The organism is Gemmatimonadaceae bacterium, assembly GCA_035533755.1.
Lineage (GTDB): Bacteria > Gemmatimonadota > Gemmatimonadetes > Gemmatimonadales > Gemmatimonadaceae > JAGWRI01.
Genome location: DATLTC010000010.1, coordinates 104415 through 120905, shown reverse-complemented (window position 1 = coordinate 120905; position 16491 = coordinate 104415). Strand labels below are relative to the sequence as shown.

Below are 16491 nucleotides of genomic sequence, written 5' to 3'. Positions count from 1 at the left end.
AGCCGGGTTCTGCCGTAAAAGACAAGCGGACAAGGGGTTGCCGAATTGACTTACCGGCCGGATCACCGTAACTTCGCGCCCATCAGGCGCCTGAACCCCCGAAGCAGGAGTCCCATGCCCGAGGCCGGCCCCCGTTGACCCAGAACCAGACCACCGCCGACTTCCTGGCCACGGTCCCGCTGTTCAGCGGGCTCGACCGGGCGGAGTTGCTCCGGTTTGCCGAGCTGACGCGGGAGAAGGCGTACCCGCGGGGGAGCGTGATCCTGTTCGAGGACGACCCCGGCGACTCGCTGTTCGTGGTCCGCAAGGGGCGGGTGAAGGTGGTGCTGATCGGCGAGGACGGACGCGAGGTCATCCTCGGCGTGCTCGGCGTGGGCGAGCACTTCGGCGAGCTGGCGCTGATCGACGACCGCCCGCGCTCGGCGCATGTGATCGCCATGGAGGACTCGGACCTCCTGGTGCTGCGCCGCGACGACTTCCGCACGCGCGTGGAATCGAGCCCCGCCGTGGCCTGGTCGCTGCTCACCGAGCTGTCGCGCCGCCTGCGGCGGGCCGACGACAAGATCGGCGGGCTGGTGCTGCTGGACGTGCCGGGCCGGATCTCGCGCCTGCTGCTCGACCTGGCCGACGAGAGCGGCGGGCCGGTGATCGAGAAGTCGCTCACGCATCAGACCATTGCGCAGATGATCGGCGCCAGCCGCGAGACGGTTTCGCGGGCGATGAAGGAATTTCAGGATTCGGGTTGGATCTCCGTGGAGCGGCGGCGGATCACGGTGGCGGACCGGGGGGCGCTGGAACGGCGCGCCCAGGTGCGCGTGTGACCGCTGTCACCTCGCAATCGTGACACCACGCCTAGCCGCTGGTCGCGGCCGGCCGCATCCTTAGTGCTGGCGCTCCGAGAGCCACGGCGATGAGCTTGCGACTTCAATTCTGGGGTACCCGGGGTTCGATCCCGAGCCCGGGTCCGCAGACGGTGCGCTACGGGGGCAACACGCCGTCGGTGGAAGTGCGCACGTCCGACGGGTGGCTGATCATTCTGGATGCAGGCACGGGGCTTCGCGAGCTGGGGCGGTCGCTGATCGCGCGGGCGAACGGGGCGCCGATCGAAGGCGACATCTTTCTCACGCACGCGCACTGGGATCACATCCAGGGCATCCCGTTCTTCGGGCCGATCTTCCAGCGGGGCAACCACTTCACGATCTGGGGCTCCAAGACGCTGGAGACGAGCATCGATCGCGTGGTGCGGGACCAGATGTCGCCGGTGGTGTTTCCGGTCACGTTCGAGGAACTGGACGCGACGATCGATTTCTCGGAGATTGCGCACGAGACGCAGCGCCGGCACGGCTACGAGGTATCGGCGTATCCCGTGCGACACCCGGGCGGGGCGCTCGGGTATCGGTTCATCGAGGCGCGGCGCGGGGCCAAGGCGCTGGTGTACATCTCGGACAACGAGCTGGGCGCGGGCGGCAAGTACGACACGCCCGACGGATGGCGGGCGGGGCTGGTGGAGTTCGTGAGGGGCGCGCGGGTGCTGGTGCACGACACCACCTACACCGCGGACGAGTACGACCATTTTCGCGGCTGGGGGCATTCGACGTACGGCGACGCGGTGACGCTGGCCCTCGAGGCGGGCGTGGAGCAGTTGGTGCTGTTCCACCACAAGCCCGAACGGAGCGACGACGAAGTGGATGAGCGCGTGGCGGCATGCCGCGCGATGGTGAAGGAGCACGGGGGCCGGCTGGACGTGGTGGCCGCCGCGGAAGGCATGACGTTGACGGTGTAGCGGTGCACGCAGGCACGTGTCTCGGGAGGAGACCATGAAGCGTTTCGTTCGCACGGCGTGGGCGCTGGGTCTGGCGGGCGCGATGGTGGCGCCGGCGATGGCGCAGGCCCAGGGCGCCAACAAGCCGGTGGTGGCGGTGTTGAGCTTCGACAACAACTCGATCGGCAAGGACGCCGCCGACTACAACGGCATCGGCAAGGGCGTCGCCGACATGCTGATCACCGACCTGGCCGGCAATCCGAACGTCGTGGTCGTGGACCGCGACCGGATCCAGCAGGTGCTGCAGGAGCAGAACCTGATCAAGCAGGGCGCCATCGACCCCGAGACCGCGGTGCGGATCGGCAAGATCCTCGGCGCCCAGTACATGATCACCGGCGGGTTCATGAGCGACGGGCGCGGCAACATGGTGCTCACCGCCCGCTCGATCAGCGTGCAGACGACGGCGGTGACGAACCCGCAGCGCGTGCAGGCCAAGACCGACGACGTGCTCGGCATGATCGCCAAGATGTCGGACAAGGTGACGCACGACATGAAGCTCCCGCCAATGGAGCATCACAACACCGGGATGACCGACAAGAGCATGGGCAACATGGGCAACATGGGGTCCAAGCCCGAGAAGATGGACATTCGCACCGCCATGCTCTACTCCAAGGCCCTCGACGCCAAGGACAACGGCGATCCGAAAAGGGCCGCCGAGCTGTTCCGGCAGGTGCTGGTCAAGTTCCCCGACTACTCGCCCGCCAAGACGAACCTCGAGAAAGTCTCGAAGTCTGGCGACTGACCGATCGGCCCGCATATTAGAGTCGCCGGCGGCCCGCACCAACGCGGCCCGCCGGCGACTTGGCGTTTCCCCACCTGCCCGACCCGCATGAAGCCGTTGTTGATCCTGTCCGAGGGCCGGACGCTGGGCGGCGCGCCGCTCGACGCGGACCCAGCGATCGAAGTGCGCCGCGTGCGTGCCCTGCCCGACCCCGCCACGCTCGATCCCGACCGCGCGGCGGTGGTGGTGCTCGACCGCGCGCTGGTGCGCGCCGCCGGCCAGGACGCCGCCGCGGCACTGGCCGGCATCGCGGCGCGCGCAGCCCTGCTGGCCGTGGGCGAGCCCGGCGAGCGCGAGCCGGCGGCGGAGCTTCCGGCGCACCTGATCACGAGCTTCGTGCCGGCCGACGCGCCGGCGGCCGTGGTGGCCGTGCAGCTGCGCGGCGCGTTCCGCCACGCGGCGACGATCGTGGATGCCGATCGCGCGCGGTACCGCGAGGAGCGCAGCCGGCGCGAGCTGGCCGACCTCACGCAGGTGGGGGTGGCGCTGTCCACGGAGCGCGATCTCACGACGCTGCTCGAGATGATCCTCAGCCAGGCGCGGCGCATCACGTGGAGCGACGCCGCCTCGCTCTATCTGGTGGACCGCAATGCCGACGGCACGCCGGCCACGACGCTTCGCTTCCGGCTGTCGCAGAACCACTCGATCCCCGACCTGGAGTTCAGCGAGTTCGTGGTCCCCATCGACCACTCGAGCCTGGCCGGGCACGCCGCCGTCACCGGCGAGCCGCTGGCCATCGAGGACGTGTATCTGCTGTCCGAGGCCGTGCCCTACCACCAGAACCGCAGCTTCGACACGAAGTTCGGGTACCGCACCAAGTCGGTGCTCGTGCTGCCGATGAAGACCCACCGCGAGGAGGTCATCGGCGTGCTGCAGCTCATCAACCGCAAGCGACGGTACGACGTCACGCTGTCGTCGCCTGAGGAGGTGGAGCGCGAGGTGCTGCCGTACGCACCGCACGACCTGGAGCTGGTCTCGGCGCTGGCGGCGCAGGCCGGCGTGGCCATCGAGAACAGCCTGCTCTACGAGGACATCGAGAAGCTGTTCGAGGGGTTCGTGACGGCGGCCGTGACGGCCATCGAGTCGCGCGATCCCACCACGTCGGGTCACTCGGGCCGCGTGGCCACGCTCACCGTGGGGCTGGCCGAGGCGGTGAACCGCGGCGGCGCCGGCCGCTACACGGGGCTGCGGTTCAACGCCGAGCAGATCCGCGAGATCCGCTACGCGGGGCTGCTCCACGACTTCGGCAAGGTGGGCGTGCGCGAGCAGGTGCTGGTGAAGCAGAAGAAGCTGTACGGGTCGGACCTCGACCTCATCCGCCACCGGTTCGCGTACCTGCTGCAGCGGGCCGATCTGCAGTTCGAGCGCGAGCGCGCCAACTATCTGCTGGAACACGGGCCGGGCACGTACGACCAGGCGGTGACGCAGTTGAACGAGGCGCGGCGCGCCAAGCGCGCCGAGCTCGAGCGGTTCCTGGACGCCATCGTGAAGGCCAACGAGCCGACGATCATGCCCGAGGGCACGTTCGACGAGCTGTACGAGATCAATCAGCGGGCGTACCTGGACTTCGACGGCGAGCAGCGGCCGCTGCTGCACGACGACGAGCTGCAGTTTCTGATGATTCGCAAGGGCAATCTCGACGAGCGCGAGCGGCGCGAGATCGAATCCCACGTGACGCACACATACCGGTTCCTGGGGCAGATCCCGTGGACGCGCGAGTTGGCGGGGATTCCGGCCATCGCCTACGGGCACCACGAGAAGCTGGACGGCCGCGGCTATCCGCGGCAGATCAAGGGCGAGGCGATCGCGGTGCAGACGCGCATGATGACGATCTCGGACATCTTCGACGCGCTCACGGCCACCGATCGGCCGTACAAGCGGGCGGTGAGCCACGAGCGGGCGCTGGACATCCTGGCGGCGGAGGCGAAGGAGGGGATGCTGGACGCCGAGCTGCTGGGGACGTTCATCGAGGCCGGCGTGTTCCGGGCGGTCGCAAAGGCGAGTGAAGCCACGGGAGCGGCGGACACCGATAACTGAAGGCTCTCAGCGGAGAGCTGACGGCGGTGAGCTATCAGCAACGGCGCCGGGACGTATCGGGGCGCGCCGTCGGCGGCCGGGACGCAACCGGGTCCCCGCGCCGTTGCCAGCGGCTCACCGCTCGCAGCTTACGGTTTTCGGCCTGCAGTTCTTGCGTCGCTTCATCCGCTGGCGTATGAGTAGGGAAGTATACCCCTGCCCCCGGCGTCCCCATGTATTCCACCTGCCTCCATTGCAACGCGAAGCTCGGCGCCAACGAGGTCATCGAGGCCTTCCCCGTGGGGCAGCGGCTGGCGTTCGATGCGGCGAAGGGGCGGCTCTGGGTGGTCTGCCCCCGATGCCACCGGTGGAATCTCACGCCGCTGGAAGAGCGGTGGGAAGCCATTGAGGAGTGCGAGCGGCAGTTCCGCGCCACGCGGCTCCGGGCGTCCACCGACAACATCGGACTCACCAGAACACGCGAGGGGCTGGAGCTGGTGCGCGTGGGCAAGCCGAACCGACCGGAGATCGCCGCGTGGCGCTACGCGCGGGAGCTGCAACAGCGGTGGCGCCGGGTCGGACTGCCCATGGCCGGCGTCGGCGCCGGACTCATCGGACTCCAGATGCTGAGCTTCACGACGAGCATCGGCATGGGCGACACGGCAGCCCTCGGCGGATTCGCGTTCGTCTATTTTCTGCAACGGATGAGGCTGCACGGCGCTCGGGTGGCGGATGCCGACGGCCGAGTGGTGAAACTCAACACCGCGCGGACCAACAGCGCGAGCCTCGTCCCGGACGGAGATCTCGGGTGGGCGCTGCGATGGAATCTGTCGGACGACGCTCCGGTCACCGGCGCCGCGGCACGGCGCGGACTCCGCGCCGTGCTCACCGCGACGAACTTCGACGGCGCGCGCCCCCGCCGCGTCGAGGGCGCGCTGCGCCTCCTGGAGGAGGCCGGCTCCGCGGAGGCGTACATCCGCCACCTGGCGAAGGTGGCCCCGTCCGCGGGTATCAACCGGATGGTGTTCTACCCCGCCGAGATCAAGCTCGCGTTGGAGATGGCCCTGCAAGACGAGAGCGAACGGCTGGCGACCAAGGCGGAGCTGGCCGAGCTCGAATCCGACTGGCGGCTGGCGGAAGAGATCGCGGAGATCGCCGATGGCCTCATGCTGCCGCCCGGCGTGCTCCAACACCTGGAGCGGCTGAAGGGGGGGAGCGCTGGATGACAACGTCGAGCCGTCCTCCCTGGTTCATGAAACGCCAGACAGCGCATCCGATCGAGCCCCCGCCGACGCCGGAAGAACTCGCGTGGTGGAAGGAGGCGCGTCGTCCGATCCGGCGCCGGGAGGTGGCCCGGTGGGGAATCATGCTCGGCGTTCCGCTCGCCGTCACCGCCGCCGTCAAGGACGGGGTGACGCACGTGCTGTCGTACGTGGCGCTCGGCCACGTGGCGTTGGGGATCGGGTTCGTGGTGTTCACCGGCGGCTTGATGTGGCTCGGGATCGGGTCGGTGCATATGCGGATGGCGCTCACGGAGAAGCGGATGCGCGCGGGATTGGCGCGGGAAGCGCGGCGCGAAGCGATAACGGCGCCGGATGAAACGGCGGGAACTGATAACTGAAGGCTCAAAGCTGTGAGCTGACAGCTAGGAGCTATCAGCAACGGCGCTGGGACGCATCAGGGCGCACGGTCGGCGACAGGGGCACCACAGGGTCCCCGCGCCGTTGCTAACAGCTTACAGCCAACAGCTTGCGGCTTTGAGCCTTCAGTTGGGGCGGTTGGGCGGTTCGCCCCACCCGCCCCCACCCGGTGTCTCGATCGTCACCACGTCGCCGGCCACGAGTTCCCGCCGGCACTTGGCCGGCAGCTCGGCCCCGTTGAGCAGATTCCGTCCGCGCGTGCCGTCGGCGCCGCCGGCGGCGCCCCGCGGCGCCGTGGTCCGCCGCTCGGTGATCAGCGTGACCGTGCACCGTTCCAGAGCCCGGTACCGCCGCACTACGCCGTCGCCGCCGCGATGCACGCCGGCGCCGCCCGATCCGCGCCGCACCGCGTACTCCTCGATGCGCAAGGGATATGTGTTCTCTAATGCTTCGATGGGCGTATTGAGCGTATTGCTCATCCCCACGTGCACCGCGTCGGGGCCGTCGGCCCGGGCGCTCGCGCCCTGCCCGCCGCCCAGCGTCTCGTAGAACGTCCAGCCGGCTCCGCCGAACGTGACGTTGTTCATCGTCCCCTGCCCCTGCGCCGCCACCGGCACGCCGGCGCCGGCCAGCGCCAGCATGATCGTGTCGGTGATACGCTGCGACATCTCCACGTTCCCGCCCGCCACGGCCGCCGGCCAGCGAGCGTTGAGCGCGCAGTCGTCGGGCACCACCAGCTCGATGGCGCGCGCGATGCCCTCGTTGGTGGGCACGTCGTCGTCGAGCAGCGTGCGCAGCACGAACACCGCCGCCGCGCGCGTCACGGCCAGCGGGCAGTTCACGTTGCCGCGCACGATGGGCGCACTGCCGGTGAAGTCCAGCCGCAGCGTGTGGCCCAGCGCCTGCACCCGCACCACCACCGGCACGGCGTCGTCGCTCACGCCGTCGCCTTCGAGCGCGTCGCTGGCCCGCGTGTCGAGCGCGCCCAGCGCGGCCACGCGGGCCCGCGCCCGGCGCTCGGTGTAGTCGAGCACGGCGTCGACCGCGGCATGCACCCGCTCCGCCCCCTCGCGCGCCAGCAGCGCGCGCCATCCGGCCGCGCCGGCGGCGCACGCCGCGAGCTGGGCGCGCAGGTCGCCGCGCCGCTCGTCCGGGGTGCGCACGTTGGCGAGAATGAAGTTCAGGATCATCTCGTCGAGCACGCCCCGCGCCACCAGACGCACGGGCGGGATCACCAGCCCCTCCTGCACCAGCTCGGTGGCTCCCTGCGGCATGCTGCCCGGGCTCATCCCGCCGACGTCGGCGTGATGGGCGCGCACGGCCGCGAACCCCACCGTCCCGCCGTCCTGCGCGATCGCTTCGACGAGCGTCAGATCGGGCAGGTGCGACCCGCCGCGGTACGGATCGTTGAGAATGAACACGTCGCCCGGCGCGGGGGCGCACGCCATCACGGCCCGCACCGACTCGGGCATCGCGCCCAGATGCACCGGGATGTGCGCCGCCTGCGCCACCATCAGGCCACGGGCGTCGAACAGCGCCGCCGACGCGTCGCGCCGCTCGCGGATGTTGGGCGAGAGCGCACTGCGCACGAGCACGGTGCCCATCTCCTCGGCGATCATCGCGAAGGCGTTGGCCATCACGCTCAGCTCCAGCACGTCGAAATCGCTCATCGCATCCGCTCCAGCATCCAGCCCCCGATGGGCAGCGCGCGGGCGCGCCAGCCCTCGGCCACGAGCATCGTCGCGTCGGGGAGCACCACCGAGCATGGCTCGGCGAGCTCGGCCTCGCACGCGCCGCCGTCGTCGGTGCGCGCGTCGGCGTTCCACCCCGCGCCGCCGCGCCGCTCCAGCCGCACGCTCCGCGCCGCGTCGCTCACCACGCAGCGCACGCTCACGATCTCGACGTCCACCGGCAGGTCGAACCCCACACGCTGCTTGTGCAACGCGCTGAACCGCGCGCGCGCCACCTCGGGGGCGTCGCCCGGCGCGGCCGGCACGTCCAGCTCGTGCCCCTGCCCCACGAACCGCGCCCGCAGGAACCAGCTGCGCGACCAGCCGCCGGGCCCGTCGCACCGCGCTTCGGCGTCGCGCATCGCGCGCTCCAGCGCCTCGGCGCTCAACGCACCGGCGCGGCGCATCACGCTCACCATGCCTTCGCGCCGTTCGGCGGTCATCGCCAGGCCGAGGGCGCTGAGCACGCCGGCGTGCGGCGGCACCAGCACGCGCGCCGCGCCCACGATGTCGGCGAGCCCGCACGCATGCAGCGGCCCGCCGCCGCCGAACGCGACGAGCGTGCACTGTCGCGGATCCACGCCGCGCTCCACGCTCACCCGGCGCAGGGCGCGGGCCATGGTGGCGTCGGCCGTGGCGACGATGGCGCGGGCGGTCTCCTCCGCGCTCCGGCCCAGGCGTACGGCGATCGCGGCGATGCCGTCGCGCGCGCCCTGCACATCCAGCTGCACGCCGCCGCTCATGCGCTCGGCGCGGATGTTCCCGAGCATCACGTGGGCGTCGGTGACCGTGGGCTGCACGCCGCCGCGGCCGAACGCGATCGGACCGGGCACCGACCCCGCGCTCCGCGGCCCCACGCGCAGCGCGCCGCCGTCGTCGATCCAGGCGATGCTGCCGCCGCCGGCCGACACGGTCTCGACCAGCACGCGGGGCAGCGCAATCGGCACGCCCGCCACCTCGCCGCCGGGTTCCACGAGCGGTTCGCCGTCGAGGATCAACCCGACGTCGGCGCTCGTGCCGCCGATGTCCACCGTGAGCGCGCGCGGCAGTCCCGCGGCGCGGAGCACCGCGGCCGCGCCCACCACGCCGCCCGCCGGCCCCGAGAGCGCCAGCTGCGCCGCGCCCGACGACGCGTCGTGCGCCGAACGCATGCCGCCGCTGGACGTCATCACGCCCAGCGCGGGCAGCGACATCGCGCGCAGCCGTTCGGCCAGGCGCCGCACGTAGCGGGCCACGCCGGGTCGCAGGTACGCTTCGGCGGCCGTGGTGGCCGTGCGTTCGTACTCGCGGATCTCGGGGAACACGTCGGACGAGCAGACCACGTCCACGCCGTCCAACCGCGCGCGGAGCGCCGCGGCCAGCCCCCGTTCGTGCGACGGATCGCGGTAGGCGTGCAGCAGCGCCACGGCCACGATGTCGGGCGCGAGTGCCTTCACCCGCGCCACGGCCTCGTCGATCGCCGCCGCCGTGAGGGCGCGGATGACGCCTTCGGGCGCGATGCGTTCGTCCACCGGCACCACGCAGTCGGCGGCCACGAGCGGCGGCGGCTGGTGGCGGGTGAGATCGTACAGCGAGGCGCGCACCTGGCGGCGCAGTTCGAGCAGGTCGGTGAAGCCGGCCGTGGCGCAGAGCACCACGCGCGCCCCGGCGCGTTCGAGCAGCATGTTGGTGGCCACGGTGGTGCCGTGCACCACGCGCTCCACGTCGGCGCGGCCGAGGGCGCGCAGCGACTGTTCCACGCCCTGGCTCTGATCGGCGGGCGTGCTCAACACCTTGCGCGTCTCCACCGTGCCGTCGACATCGATGGAGACGAGGTCGGTGAACGTGCCGCCGACGTCGATGCCCACCGACGCGCTCACGCCGATCTCCGACGCACGGTGCGCCGCGACCACCAGTCGCGCCCCACCAGGGCCAGCGTGGCGACCACGGACAGCAGCCCCACGATGTCTCCCATCGCGTCGTAGGGAGTGCGCACGTCGCTGGTCAGGACGTCGTACGTCTGCGCCGCCGGCACGAAGATCGGCGTGGCGGCGCGCACGCGGCCCAGCGGGTCGATCCACCCCGAGATGCCGGTGTTGGCCGACCGCACGACGGCGGTGCGGTTCTCGATGGCGCGCAGCGCGAGGTGCGCGAAGTGCTGGTACGGCGCCAGGCTGTGCCCGAACCACGCGTCGTTGGTGATGTTGATGAGGAAATCGGCGCCGTCGTTGCGGTACTGGCGCGATTCCCCGGGGAAGATCGACTCGTAGCAGATGAGCACGCCGAAGCTGCCGAACGGCAGGTGGTACACCACCGGGCCGTCGCCCACCCCGTAGCCGCCGAAATACTGGCCCGCCCAGCGGAACCACTCGGGGTTGACGAACGGCACGCGCTCCACGATCGGCACCAGGTGGCGCTTGTGATAGATGGCCTGCGTCTGGCGGCCGTAGGCATCCACCAGCAACGCGGCGTTGTAGTACTGGTAGTCGGTCTTCGAATGCCACACCAGATCGAGCATCCCGGTGAGCAGCGGCGTGCCGGACTCCATGGTCAGGTTGCGGATGCTGTCCGACCACTCCGGGTGTCGATACATGTAGTCGGGAAGGGCCACCTCCGGCCAGATCACGAGTTGCGGATGCCCTTGCGCCAGTGCCTGGTGCGTGCCGTTGGCCATGAGGCCGATGATCTTGCCGAGGTTGTCGGCCTGCCACTTCTCGTCCTCGGGCACGTTGGGCTGCACGATGCCGATGTGCGCGAGCGGCCGGAGCGGGATCGTGCGCATGCGCCAGCGGCCGTACGCCACCACTGCCACCGCCATCGCGGCGATCGCCGCGCCGCGCCGCAGGTTGCCCCGCCGGTCGCCGCGCGATAGCCACATGTCGGCCACCAGCCCGTTGGTGAGCGCAATCCAGAAGCTCACGCCGTGCACGCCGCTGAGGTCGGCGATCTGCGCCAGCACCGGCGTCCTGGCGGTGGCCAGCCCCAGCGGCAGCCAGGGAAACGCCAGCGCGGACATGTGATTGAACGCCATCTCCGATGCCACCCACACCACGGGGAGCAGCGCGGCCATGGGCCAGCGCGTGATCCGCCGCGCCACGAACAGCGCGCCCCCGGTGGCGGCCAGCGTCACCGTGATCACGAACAGCGCGCCCAGGTAGCCGAGGATGGCCAGGTTGGTGAAGATGAGCAGCGCCGTGGCGATCCAGTAGATGGCGGCGCCGTAGGCGAAGATCCCGAACCAGGTGCCGAGCCGGATGCCGGTCCACGCCGGATCGCCGCGATCGGCGGCCCTCGCGATGGCGATGGCGAGCGGCACGAGGCACACGAACGCCGGCCCCACCAGCGTGAACGGCGGGAACGCGTAGAAGAACAGCAGGGCCGACGCCAACACGGCGGCGAGCTCGGCGCGATCGGGCTTGAGGACGCGCATGGTCACAGGGTGATCTCGTGCCCCTCGTCCGCCGACCGGTAGATCGCCTCGACGACGCGATGCAGCAGGACCTGATCGGTGGGCGCCTCGTACGCCGATGCGCCGCGGACGACGGCCAGGAAGTGCGCGAGCTCGGCGCGGTACGACTGGATGAACGCGCTCTCGCGGCCGGCGGCCCCGCTGGGGGACACGTCGAACGGACGGCCGTTCAACTCCTTGACCACGCGGAGCGGCGCCAGCCGCGCGCTGCCGCGGGCGGCCAGCACCTCGAACCACCACCGCTCCTCCTGCCCCACATACGCGCTCGACACGTCGAACGCGAGCGTGGCGCCGTTGCGGCATTCGAGATGCACGAGCATCGCGTCCTCCACCGCGCCGGCAACCGCGGGCCGCTCGATGTAGGCACTCACCCGACGCGGTTCCGGGAAGTCGGCCAGCCACAGCGCCAGATCGAGCAGCGGGATGCCGTAGTCGAAGAACGCGCCACCGCCCGACTCGGCGCGCCGCTGGCGCCAACCGGCGTCGGGCCGCTTGAAGTGGTAGGCGCCGGCGCGCACGCCGTTCACGCGCCCCAACTCGCCGCCGCGGAGGAACCGGTCCAGGGCCTGCACGTCGGTGCGGAACCGGTGATTGTTGGCCACGACCATGAATCGATCGGCGCGCTGGGCGGCCTCGAGCAGGCGCTCGATGCCGCGCGCGGAGAGCGCCAACGGACGCTCGCACAGCACGTGCTTGTGCGCGGCCAGCGCGCTCGCCACGTGCGGCTCGTGCAGATGGTTGGGCGTGGCGATGATCACGGCGTCGATCTCGTCGATCTCGAGCAGGTCCTCGATGTCGGTCACGACATCGGGGATCTCGAATCGTTCGGCGAGCGCCTGCGCCTTGGCGCGGTCGTTGTCGCAGATCGCCGCCAGATGAACGCCGCGCATCTTGCTGAGCACGGGAAGATGCGCCAGCTGCGCGATGGCGCCGGCGCCCACGAGTCCAATGCGAACACTATCTGTCATTGCGCCCTCTCCGCCCGCCCCTGCTCGGCCACGGCCAGCGCCGTGCCGGGATAGTAGGTCCGCAGGATCGTCTGGAAATCCTGCCCCGCCCGCGCCCGCCCGATCGCGCCCCACTGACACATCCCCACGCCGTGACCATAGCCGCGGCCGTCGAGCACCAGGCGCACCAGCATGCCGTCGCGCGTGGGCTCGCTGGCCACGGAAAAATACGTGCTGTTGAGGATCTCGCCACCGGGTGCGCGGAGCACGAACCGCATGTCGTTACCGCGGAGCGTGTACGACCCCCGCGTGGTCTCCACGCCCAGCGTTCCCACGCGGCCCGACGGCGTGCGGCCGGTGACGCGCACGCTCCGCACCAGGCCGGGGTTGCCGCCCGGCACGGCGACGTACGCCTTGAGGTAGCGGAGCACGGCGGCGTTCAGATCGCCGGCCGAGAGCGTGCGCGTCCACGTGAACCGGGGCGCGATATCGCAGTAATACCGGTCGGTGCCCGGGATGCGGTCGCTCACCCGCTGGAGATAGGGTTCATCGGGCGCGTGCCACACCTCGGACGGCCGGGCCGTCTCGCCGCCGCACGTCGAGTGATACGGCGCGTTCACCACCCGGCCGCCGTAGGTGATCACCATCCCGCGCGTGGCCTCCACGGCGTCGTCCCCCACGCGCGTCTCGGCGTCCACGCCGCCGTATACCTGGTCGAGCACGCCGGCCGTCACGTCGTATACGTCGCCCGCGGCGTCGGACATGTGCGTGAACACGTAGCTACGCGCCGTCACCGCCTGGGCTTCCACGGCCGCCGAGTCGCCCGGCGCGCGGTCGCCGATCTCGAGCGGGACGACGCCCCGCAGGTATTCCTCCACGTCCACGCGATCAATCACCAGCATTCCGTTGTCCGAGCCCACCACGCGGATCTCGCCGTGGTAGTGCTTGCCGTTCACGATCATCAGGGCCGACGGATCGTCGGGGCGGGCGACCATCGCGCCGGGCTTCCACACCGTGGGCACGCCGTCGCTCCGCACGGCGCGCACGTCGCGCCCGTTGTGTTCCACGCGCCACGGCTCGTTGGCCAGCCCGCGGGCCACGAACGAGCGGCCGTCGGCCTCGTACCATCGCCAGGTGCCGGTGGCCGAGATACTGGCCGACGCCGCTTCGGTGAGCAGCGCCACGCGGACGATCTGCTCCCCGTCGCGCATGACCACGGGCACGCGCGGCAGGCCTTCGATGAGCAGCGGAGGACGCTCGGCTGGAGGCGCGCTCGCCGTCGGCGCGCGCGAGGTGGGGCGCGCGGCGGGCGGCGCCGGCGGCGGCACCGTGGGCGCGGGAGCGGAAGCGGGCGCCGGTGTGGGCGCGGGTTGGCGGCCGTAGATGACCGTGGTACAGGCGAGCAGCGAGCAGAGCAGCAGCGCGGCGACGCCCCTACCCACGGGCCGCGCCCAGAGCCGCATCCAGGCGCTCGATGGCGAGGGCCACATCGTCATCGCCATGCGCGGCCGACATGAACGCCGCCTCGAACGGCGACGGCGCCAGATAGACGCCGCGCGCCAGGGCTTCGTGGAAGAACCGGCGGAACAGATCGGCGTCGGCGCCGCGCGCGTCGGCGAAGTTGCGCACCGGCTCGGCGCGGAAGAAGAATCCCCACATCGAGCCGGCGTGGTCGGCGGTGAACGGCACGCCGCGCCGCGCCGCGACCTCGCGCAACCCCTGCACCAGCCGCGCCGTGCGGCCCTCGATCCTGGCGTGCAGATCGCGCGTGAGCATGCTGAGCGTGGCGTACCCCGCGGCCATGGCGAGCGGATTGCCGGAGAGCGTGCCCGCCTGATACACCGGCCCCGTCGGCGCCACCTGGTCCATGAGATCGGCGCGGCCGCCATACGCCGCCACGGGAAGGCCGCCGCCGATCACCTTGCCCAGCGTGGTGAGGTCGGGCGTCACGCCGAACCGTTCGGGCGCGCCGCCCGGCGCGATGCGGAACCCGGTCATCACCTCGTCGAAGATGAGCAGGGCGCCCGACGCGTCGGCCAAGCGCCGCAGCGCCGGCAGGAATTCCGGATCTGGCGCGATGAACCCGGCGTTGCCCACCACCGGCTCGACGATGATCGCCGCGATGCGCGGCCCCTGGGCGGCCATGAGCCGCTCCACCGCGGGCACGTCGTTGTACGGCGCCACGAGGGTCAACTCGGCCAGCGCCGCCGGCACGCCGGGGGAGTTGGGCAACCCCAGCGTGGCCACGCCCGATCCGGCGCGCACGAGGAACGAGTCGGCGTGGCCGTGGTAGCAGCCGTCGAATTTGAGAATGGCGTCGCGGCCCGTGAGCGCGCGCGCCACGCGCACCGCGCTCATCGTGGCCTCGGTGCCGCTGGACACGAACCGCATCCGCTCCAGGTGGGGCATGCGGGCGCGGATGAGTTCGCCGAGCCGCAGCTCCAACTCGGTGGGCATGCCAAAGCTCGTGCCGCGGTGCATCGCTTCGTCGAGGGCGTCGAGCACCGCCGGAGGCGCGTGCCCCAGCACGAGCGGCCCCCACGAGAGCACGAAGTCGATGTATTCGTTGCCGTCGGCGTCGATCACCCGGCAGCCGGCACCGCGCTCGGCCACCACGGGCACGCCGCCCACGCCACCGAACGCGCGCACCGGCGAGTTGACGCCGCCCGGGAAGATGCCGCGCGAGCGCTCCATGATCGCCGCCGATCGCGTGCGCTCGTTCATCGGCCGAAGCTCCCGATCGTGGCCGCGGCGGCCATGGGGAGCAGGCGCCGACGGAGCGCCGGCGCGGGGGGCGCGGAGATCACGCCCGTGACCGACGCCCGGAAGTCGTAATCGTCCACGTCGTCGATGACCACGTCCACCAGCGTGCCCGGCGCGGCGTCGGCGTCGAGCCAGGTGACGCCGTCGATGTCGTCGGCCTGCCACACCGTGCGCGCCTGCACCGTGCCGTCGTCGTTCACGCGGTCGACCATGGCCCGCACCGTGCGGCCCAGGCGCGCCTCGTAGCGATCGGCCGTGACCGAGCGCTGGACCTCGTTGAGCCGTTCCAGGCGTTCGCGCTTGAGCGATTCGGGGACGTCGTCGTCCATCTGCGCGGCGCGCGTGCCCTCCTGCGCCGAGTAGGTGAACGCGCCCACGCGGTCGAACTGCACCTCTTCGAGAAACGCCAGCAGCCGCGCGAAATCGTCGTCCGTCTCGCCGGGAAACCCCACGATGCAGGTGGTGCGGATGGCCACGTCGGGCACCACGTCGCGGATGCGGGCCACGCGGTCGCGGATCGTGGCCTGCCGTTCGGGACGGCGCATGCGCGCGAGGACGGGATCGGAGGCGTGCTGCATGGGCATGTCGAGGTACGGCACGATGCGCGGCTGGCGCGCCATCAGGTCCAGCAACTCCGGCGTGAGGCCCGCCGAATACAGGTACAGCATCCGGATCCACGGCACCGAGGTCTCGCTCACCAGCGTATCGAGCAGCTGCGGCAGGGCGATGCCGTCGCGGCGGTCGCGTCCGTAGTGGGCCAGATCCTGGGCCACGAGGTTGATCTCGCGCGCGCCCTGCGCCTCGAGCAGCTGGGCCTCGCGCACCACGTCGTCGAGCGCGAACGAGCGGTGCTTGCCGCGCATGAGCGGGATGGCGCAGAAGGCGCAGCCGTGATCGCACCCTTCGCTGATCTTGAGATAGCGGATGTGGGGGAGCTGGCCGGTGAACAGGCGCATGCCCGGATGGGGCCGCGGCGCGTCGTCGATGAGGCCGCGGGCCTGGAGCTCGGGGATCAGCCGGTCCATCTCGGCGGCGCCGAGAAAGAGATCGACCTCGGGAAGCTCGGCCTCGAGTTCGGCCTTGTGGCGCTGGACCATGCAGCCCACGGCCACCACGGCCTGGGCGCGCCCTTCGGATTTCATGCGGCCGGCCTCGACGATGGCGTCGATCGACTCCTTCTTGGCCGCGTCGATGAACCCGCAGGTGTTGATGACGATGACGTCGGCCTGCGAGGCATCGGCGGCGAATTCCGCGCCGCGGTCGGCGAGCTGCGCCAGATAGCGCTCGGAATCGACCGTGTTCTTGTCGCAGCCGAGGGTGACGAAGGAGACCTTCACGGGCTGA

Annotated in this window: 13 protein-coding genes; 6 read left to right on the top strand and 7 right to left on the bottom strand. The window is 71.1% G+C overall.

Annotated elements, in window-relative coordinates; genetic code table 11:
• Positions 1–134 precede the first annotated feature (134 nt).
• From VNE60_02640 to VNE60_02615, 6 genes are all read left to right on the top strand, one after another.
• The gene (locus tag VNE60_02640) at positions 135–821 is read left to right on the top strand and encodes a Crp/Fnr family transcriptional regulator (GenBank protein ID HVB30405.1); all 687 of its coding nucleotides are present in this window, start codon (positions 135–137) and stop codon (positions 819–821) included.
• Between the two features lie 89 nt (positions 822–910).
• On the top strand, positions 911–1783 hold the full coding sequence (locus VNE60_02635; GenBank protein ID HVB30404.1) for an MBL fold metallo-hydrolase: 873 nt from the start codon (positions 911–913) through the stop codon (positions 1781–1783).
• Between the two features lie 34 nt (positions 1784–1817).
• Positions 1818–2564 carry a CsgG/HfaB family protein gene (locus tag VNE60_02630; GenBank protein HVB30403.1) on the top strand — a complete coding sequence of 249 codons (747 nt, stop codon included), beginning with the start codon at positions 1818–1820 and terminating at the stop codon, positions 2562–2564.
• 87 nt (positions 2565–2651) lie between these two features.
• On the top strand, positions 2652–4640 hold the full coding sequence (locus VNE60_02625) for an HD domain-containing phosphohydrolase (GenBank protein HVB30402.1): 1989 nt from the start codon (positions 2652–2654) through the stop codon (positions 4638–4640).
• A gap of 212 nt (positions 4641–4852) precedes the next feature.
• On the top strand, positions 4853–5845 hold the full coding sequence (locus VNE60_02620; protein HVB30401.1) for a hypothetical protein: 993 nt from the start codon (positions 4853–4855) through the stop codon (positions 5843–5845).
• A 26-nt stretch (positions 5846–5871) separates the two neighbouring features.
• Positions 5872–6240 carry a hypothetical protein gene (locus VNE60_02615; protein ID HVB30400.1) on the top strand — a complete coding sequence of 123 codons (369 nt, stop codon included), beginning with the start codon at positions 5872–5874 and terminating at the stop codon, positions 6238–6240.
• A gap of 144 nt (positions 6241–6384) precedes the next feature.
• Here the strand turns inward: VNE60_02615 and VNE60_02610 are convergent, their stop codons facing one another.
• Genes VNE60_02610 through rimO form a run of 7 tightly spaced genes read right to left on the bottom strand, consistent with a single transcriptional unit; the run spans position 6385 to position 16484 of the window.
• Complete coding sequence (locus VNE60_02610) at positions 6385–7929, bottom strand: hydantoinase B/oxoprolinase family protein (GenBank protein HVB30399.1); 1545 nt, start codon at positions 7927–7929, stop codon at positions 6385–6387.
• On the bottom strand, positions 7926–9848 hold the full coding sequence (locus VNE60_02605; protein HVB30398.1) for a hydantoinase/oxoprolinase family protein: 1923 nt from the start codon (positions 9846–9848) through the stop codon (positions 7926–7928). Before VNE60_02605 ends, VNE60_02610 begins: the two co-directional genes overlap by 4 nt.
• The gene (gene lnt, locus VNE60_02600) at positions 9845–11398 is read right to left on the bottom strand and encodes an apolipoprotein N-acyltransferase (protein ID HVB30397.1); all 1554 of its coding nucleotides are present in this window, start codon (positions 11396–11398) and stop codon (positions 9845–9847) included. The genes VNE60_02605 and lnt overlap by 4 nt, the downstream gene beginning before the upstream one ends.
• 2 nt (positions 11399–11400) lie before the next feature.
• Positions 11401–12405, bottom strand: a complete 1005-nt coding sequence (locus tag VNE60_02595; protein ID HVB30396.1) for a Gfo/Idh/MocA family oxidoreductase — start codon at positions 12403–12405, stop codon at positions 11401–11403.
• Positions 12402–13874: a SpoIID/LytB domain-containing protein gene (locus tag VNE60_02590; GenBank protein HVB30395.1), complete on the bottom strand. Its 1473-nt coding sequence runs from the start codon at positions 13872–13874 to the stop codon at positions 12402–12404. Before VNE60_02590 ends, VNE60_02595 begins: the two co-directional genes overlap by 4 nt.
• Positions 13819–15108 carry a glutamate-1-semialdehyde 2,1-aminomutase gene (gene hemL, locus VNE60_02585; GenBank protein HVB30394.1) on the bottom strand — a complete coding sequence of 430 codons (1290 nt, stop codon included), beginning with the start codon at positions 15106–15108 and terminating at the stop codon, positions 13819–13821. The genes VNE60_02590 and hemL overlap by 56 nt, the downstream gene beginning before the upstream one ends.
• A complete protein-coding gene (rimO, locus tag VNE60_02580) occupies positions 15105–16484 on the bottom strand; it encodes a 30S ribosomal protein S12 methylthiotransferase RimO (protein ID HVB30393.1) in 1380 nt (459 codons plus the stop codon). Before rimO ends, hemL begins: the two co-directional genes overlap by 4 nt.
• Between the last annotated feature and the right edge of the window lie 7 nt (positions 16485–16491).

Bases quoted from the DNA above. Each gene is read 5' to 3' on its own strand.
- VNE60_02635 (HVB30404.1), top strand. From the start codon at position 911: ATGAGCTTGCGACTTCAATTCTGGGGTACCCGGGGTTCGATCCCGAGC.
- VNE60_02630 (HVB30403.1), top strand. From the start codon at position 1,818: ATGAAGCGTTTCGTTCGCACGGCGTGGGCGCTGGGTCTGGCGGGCGCG.
- VNE60_02625 (HVB30402.1), top strand. From the start codon at position 2,652: ATGAAGCCGTTGTTGATCCTGTCCGAGGGCCGGACGCTGGGCGGCGCG.
- VNE60_02620 (HVB30401.1), top strand. From the start codon at position 4,853: ATGTATTCCACCTGCCTCCATTGCAACGCGAAGCTCGGCGCCAACGAG.
- VNE60_02615 (HVB30400.1), top strand. From the start codon at position 5,872: ATGAAACGCCAGACAGCGCATCCGATCGAGCCCCCGCCGACGCCGGAA.
- VNE60_02610 (HVB30399.1), bottom strand. From the start codon at position 7,929: ATGAGCGATTTCGACGTGCTGGAGCTGAGCGTGATGGCCAACGCCTTC.
- lnt (HVB30397.1), bottom strand. From the start codon at position 11,398: ATGCGCGTCCTCAAGCCCGATCGCGCCGAGCTCGCCGCCGTGTTGGCG.
- VNE60_02595 (HVB30396.1), bottom strand. From the start codon at position 12,405: ATGACAGATAGTGTTCGCATTGGACTCGTGGGCGCCGGCGCCATCGCG.
- VNE60_02590 (HVB30395.1), bottom strand. From the start codon at position 13,874: ATGTGGCCCTCGCCATCGAGCGCCTGGATGCGGCTCTGGGCGCGGCCC.
- hemL (HVB30394.1), bottom strand. From the start codon at position 15,108: ATGAACGAGCGCACGCGATCGGCGGCGATCATGGAGCGCTCGCGCGGC.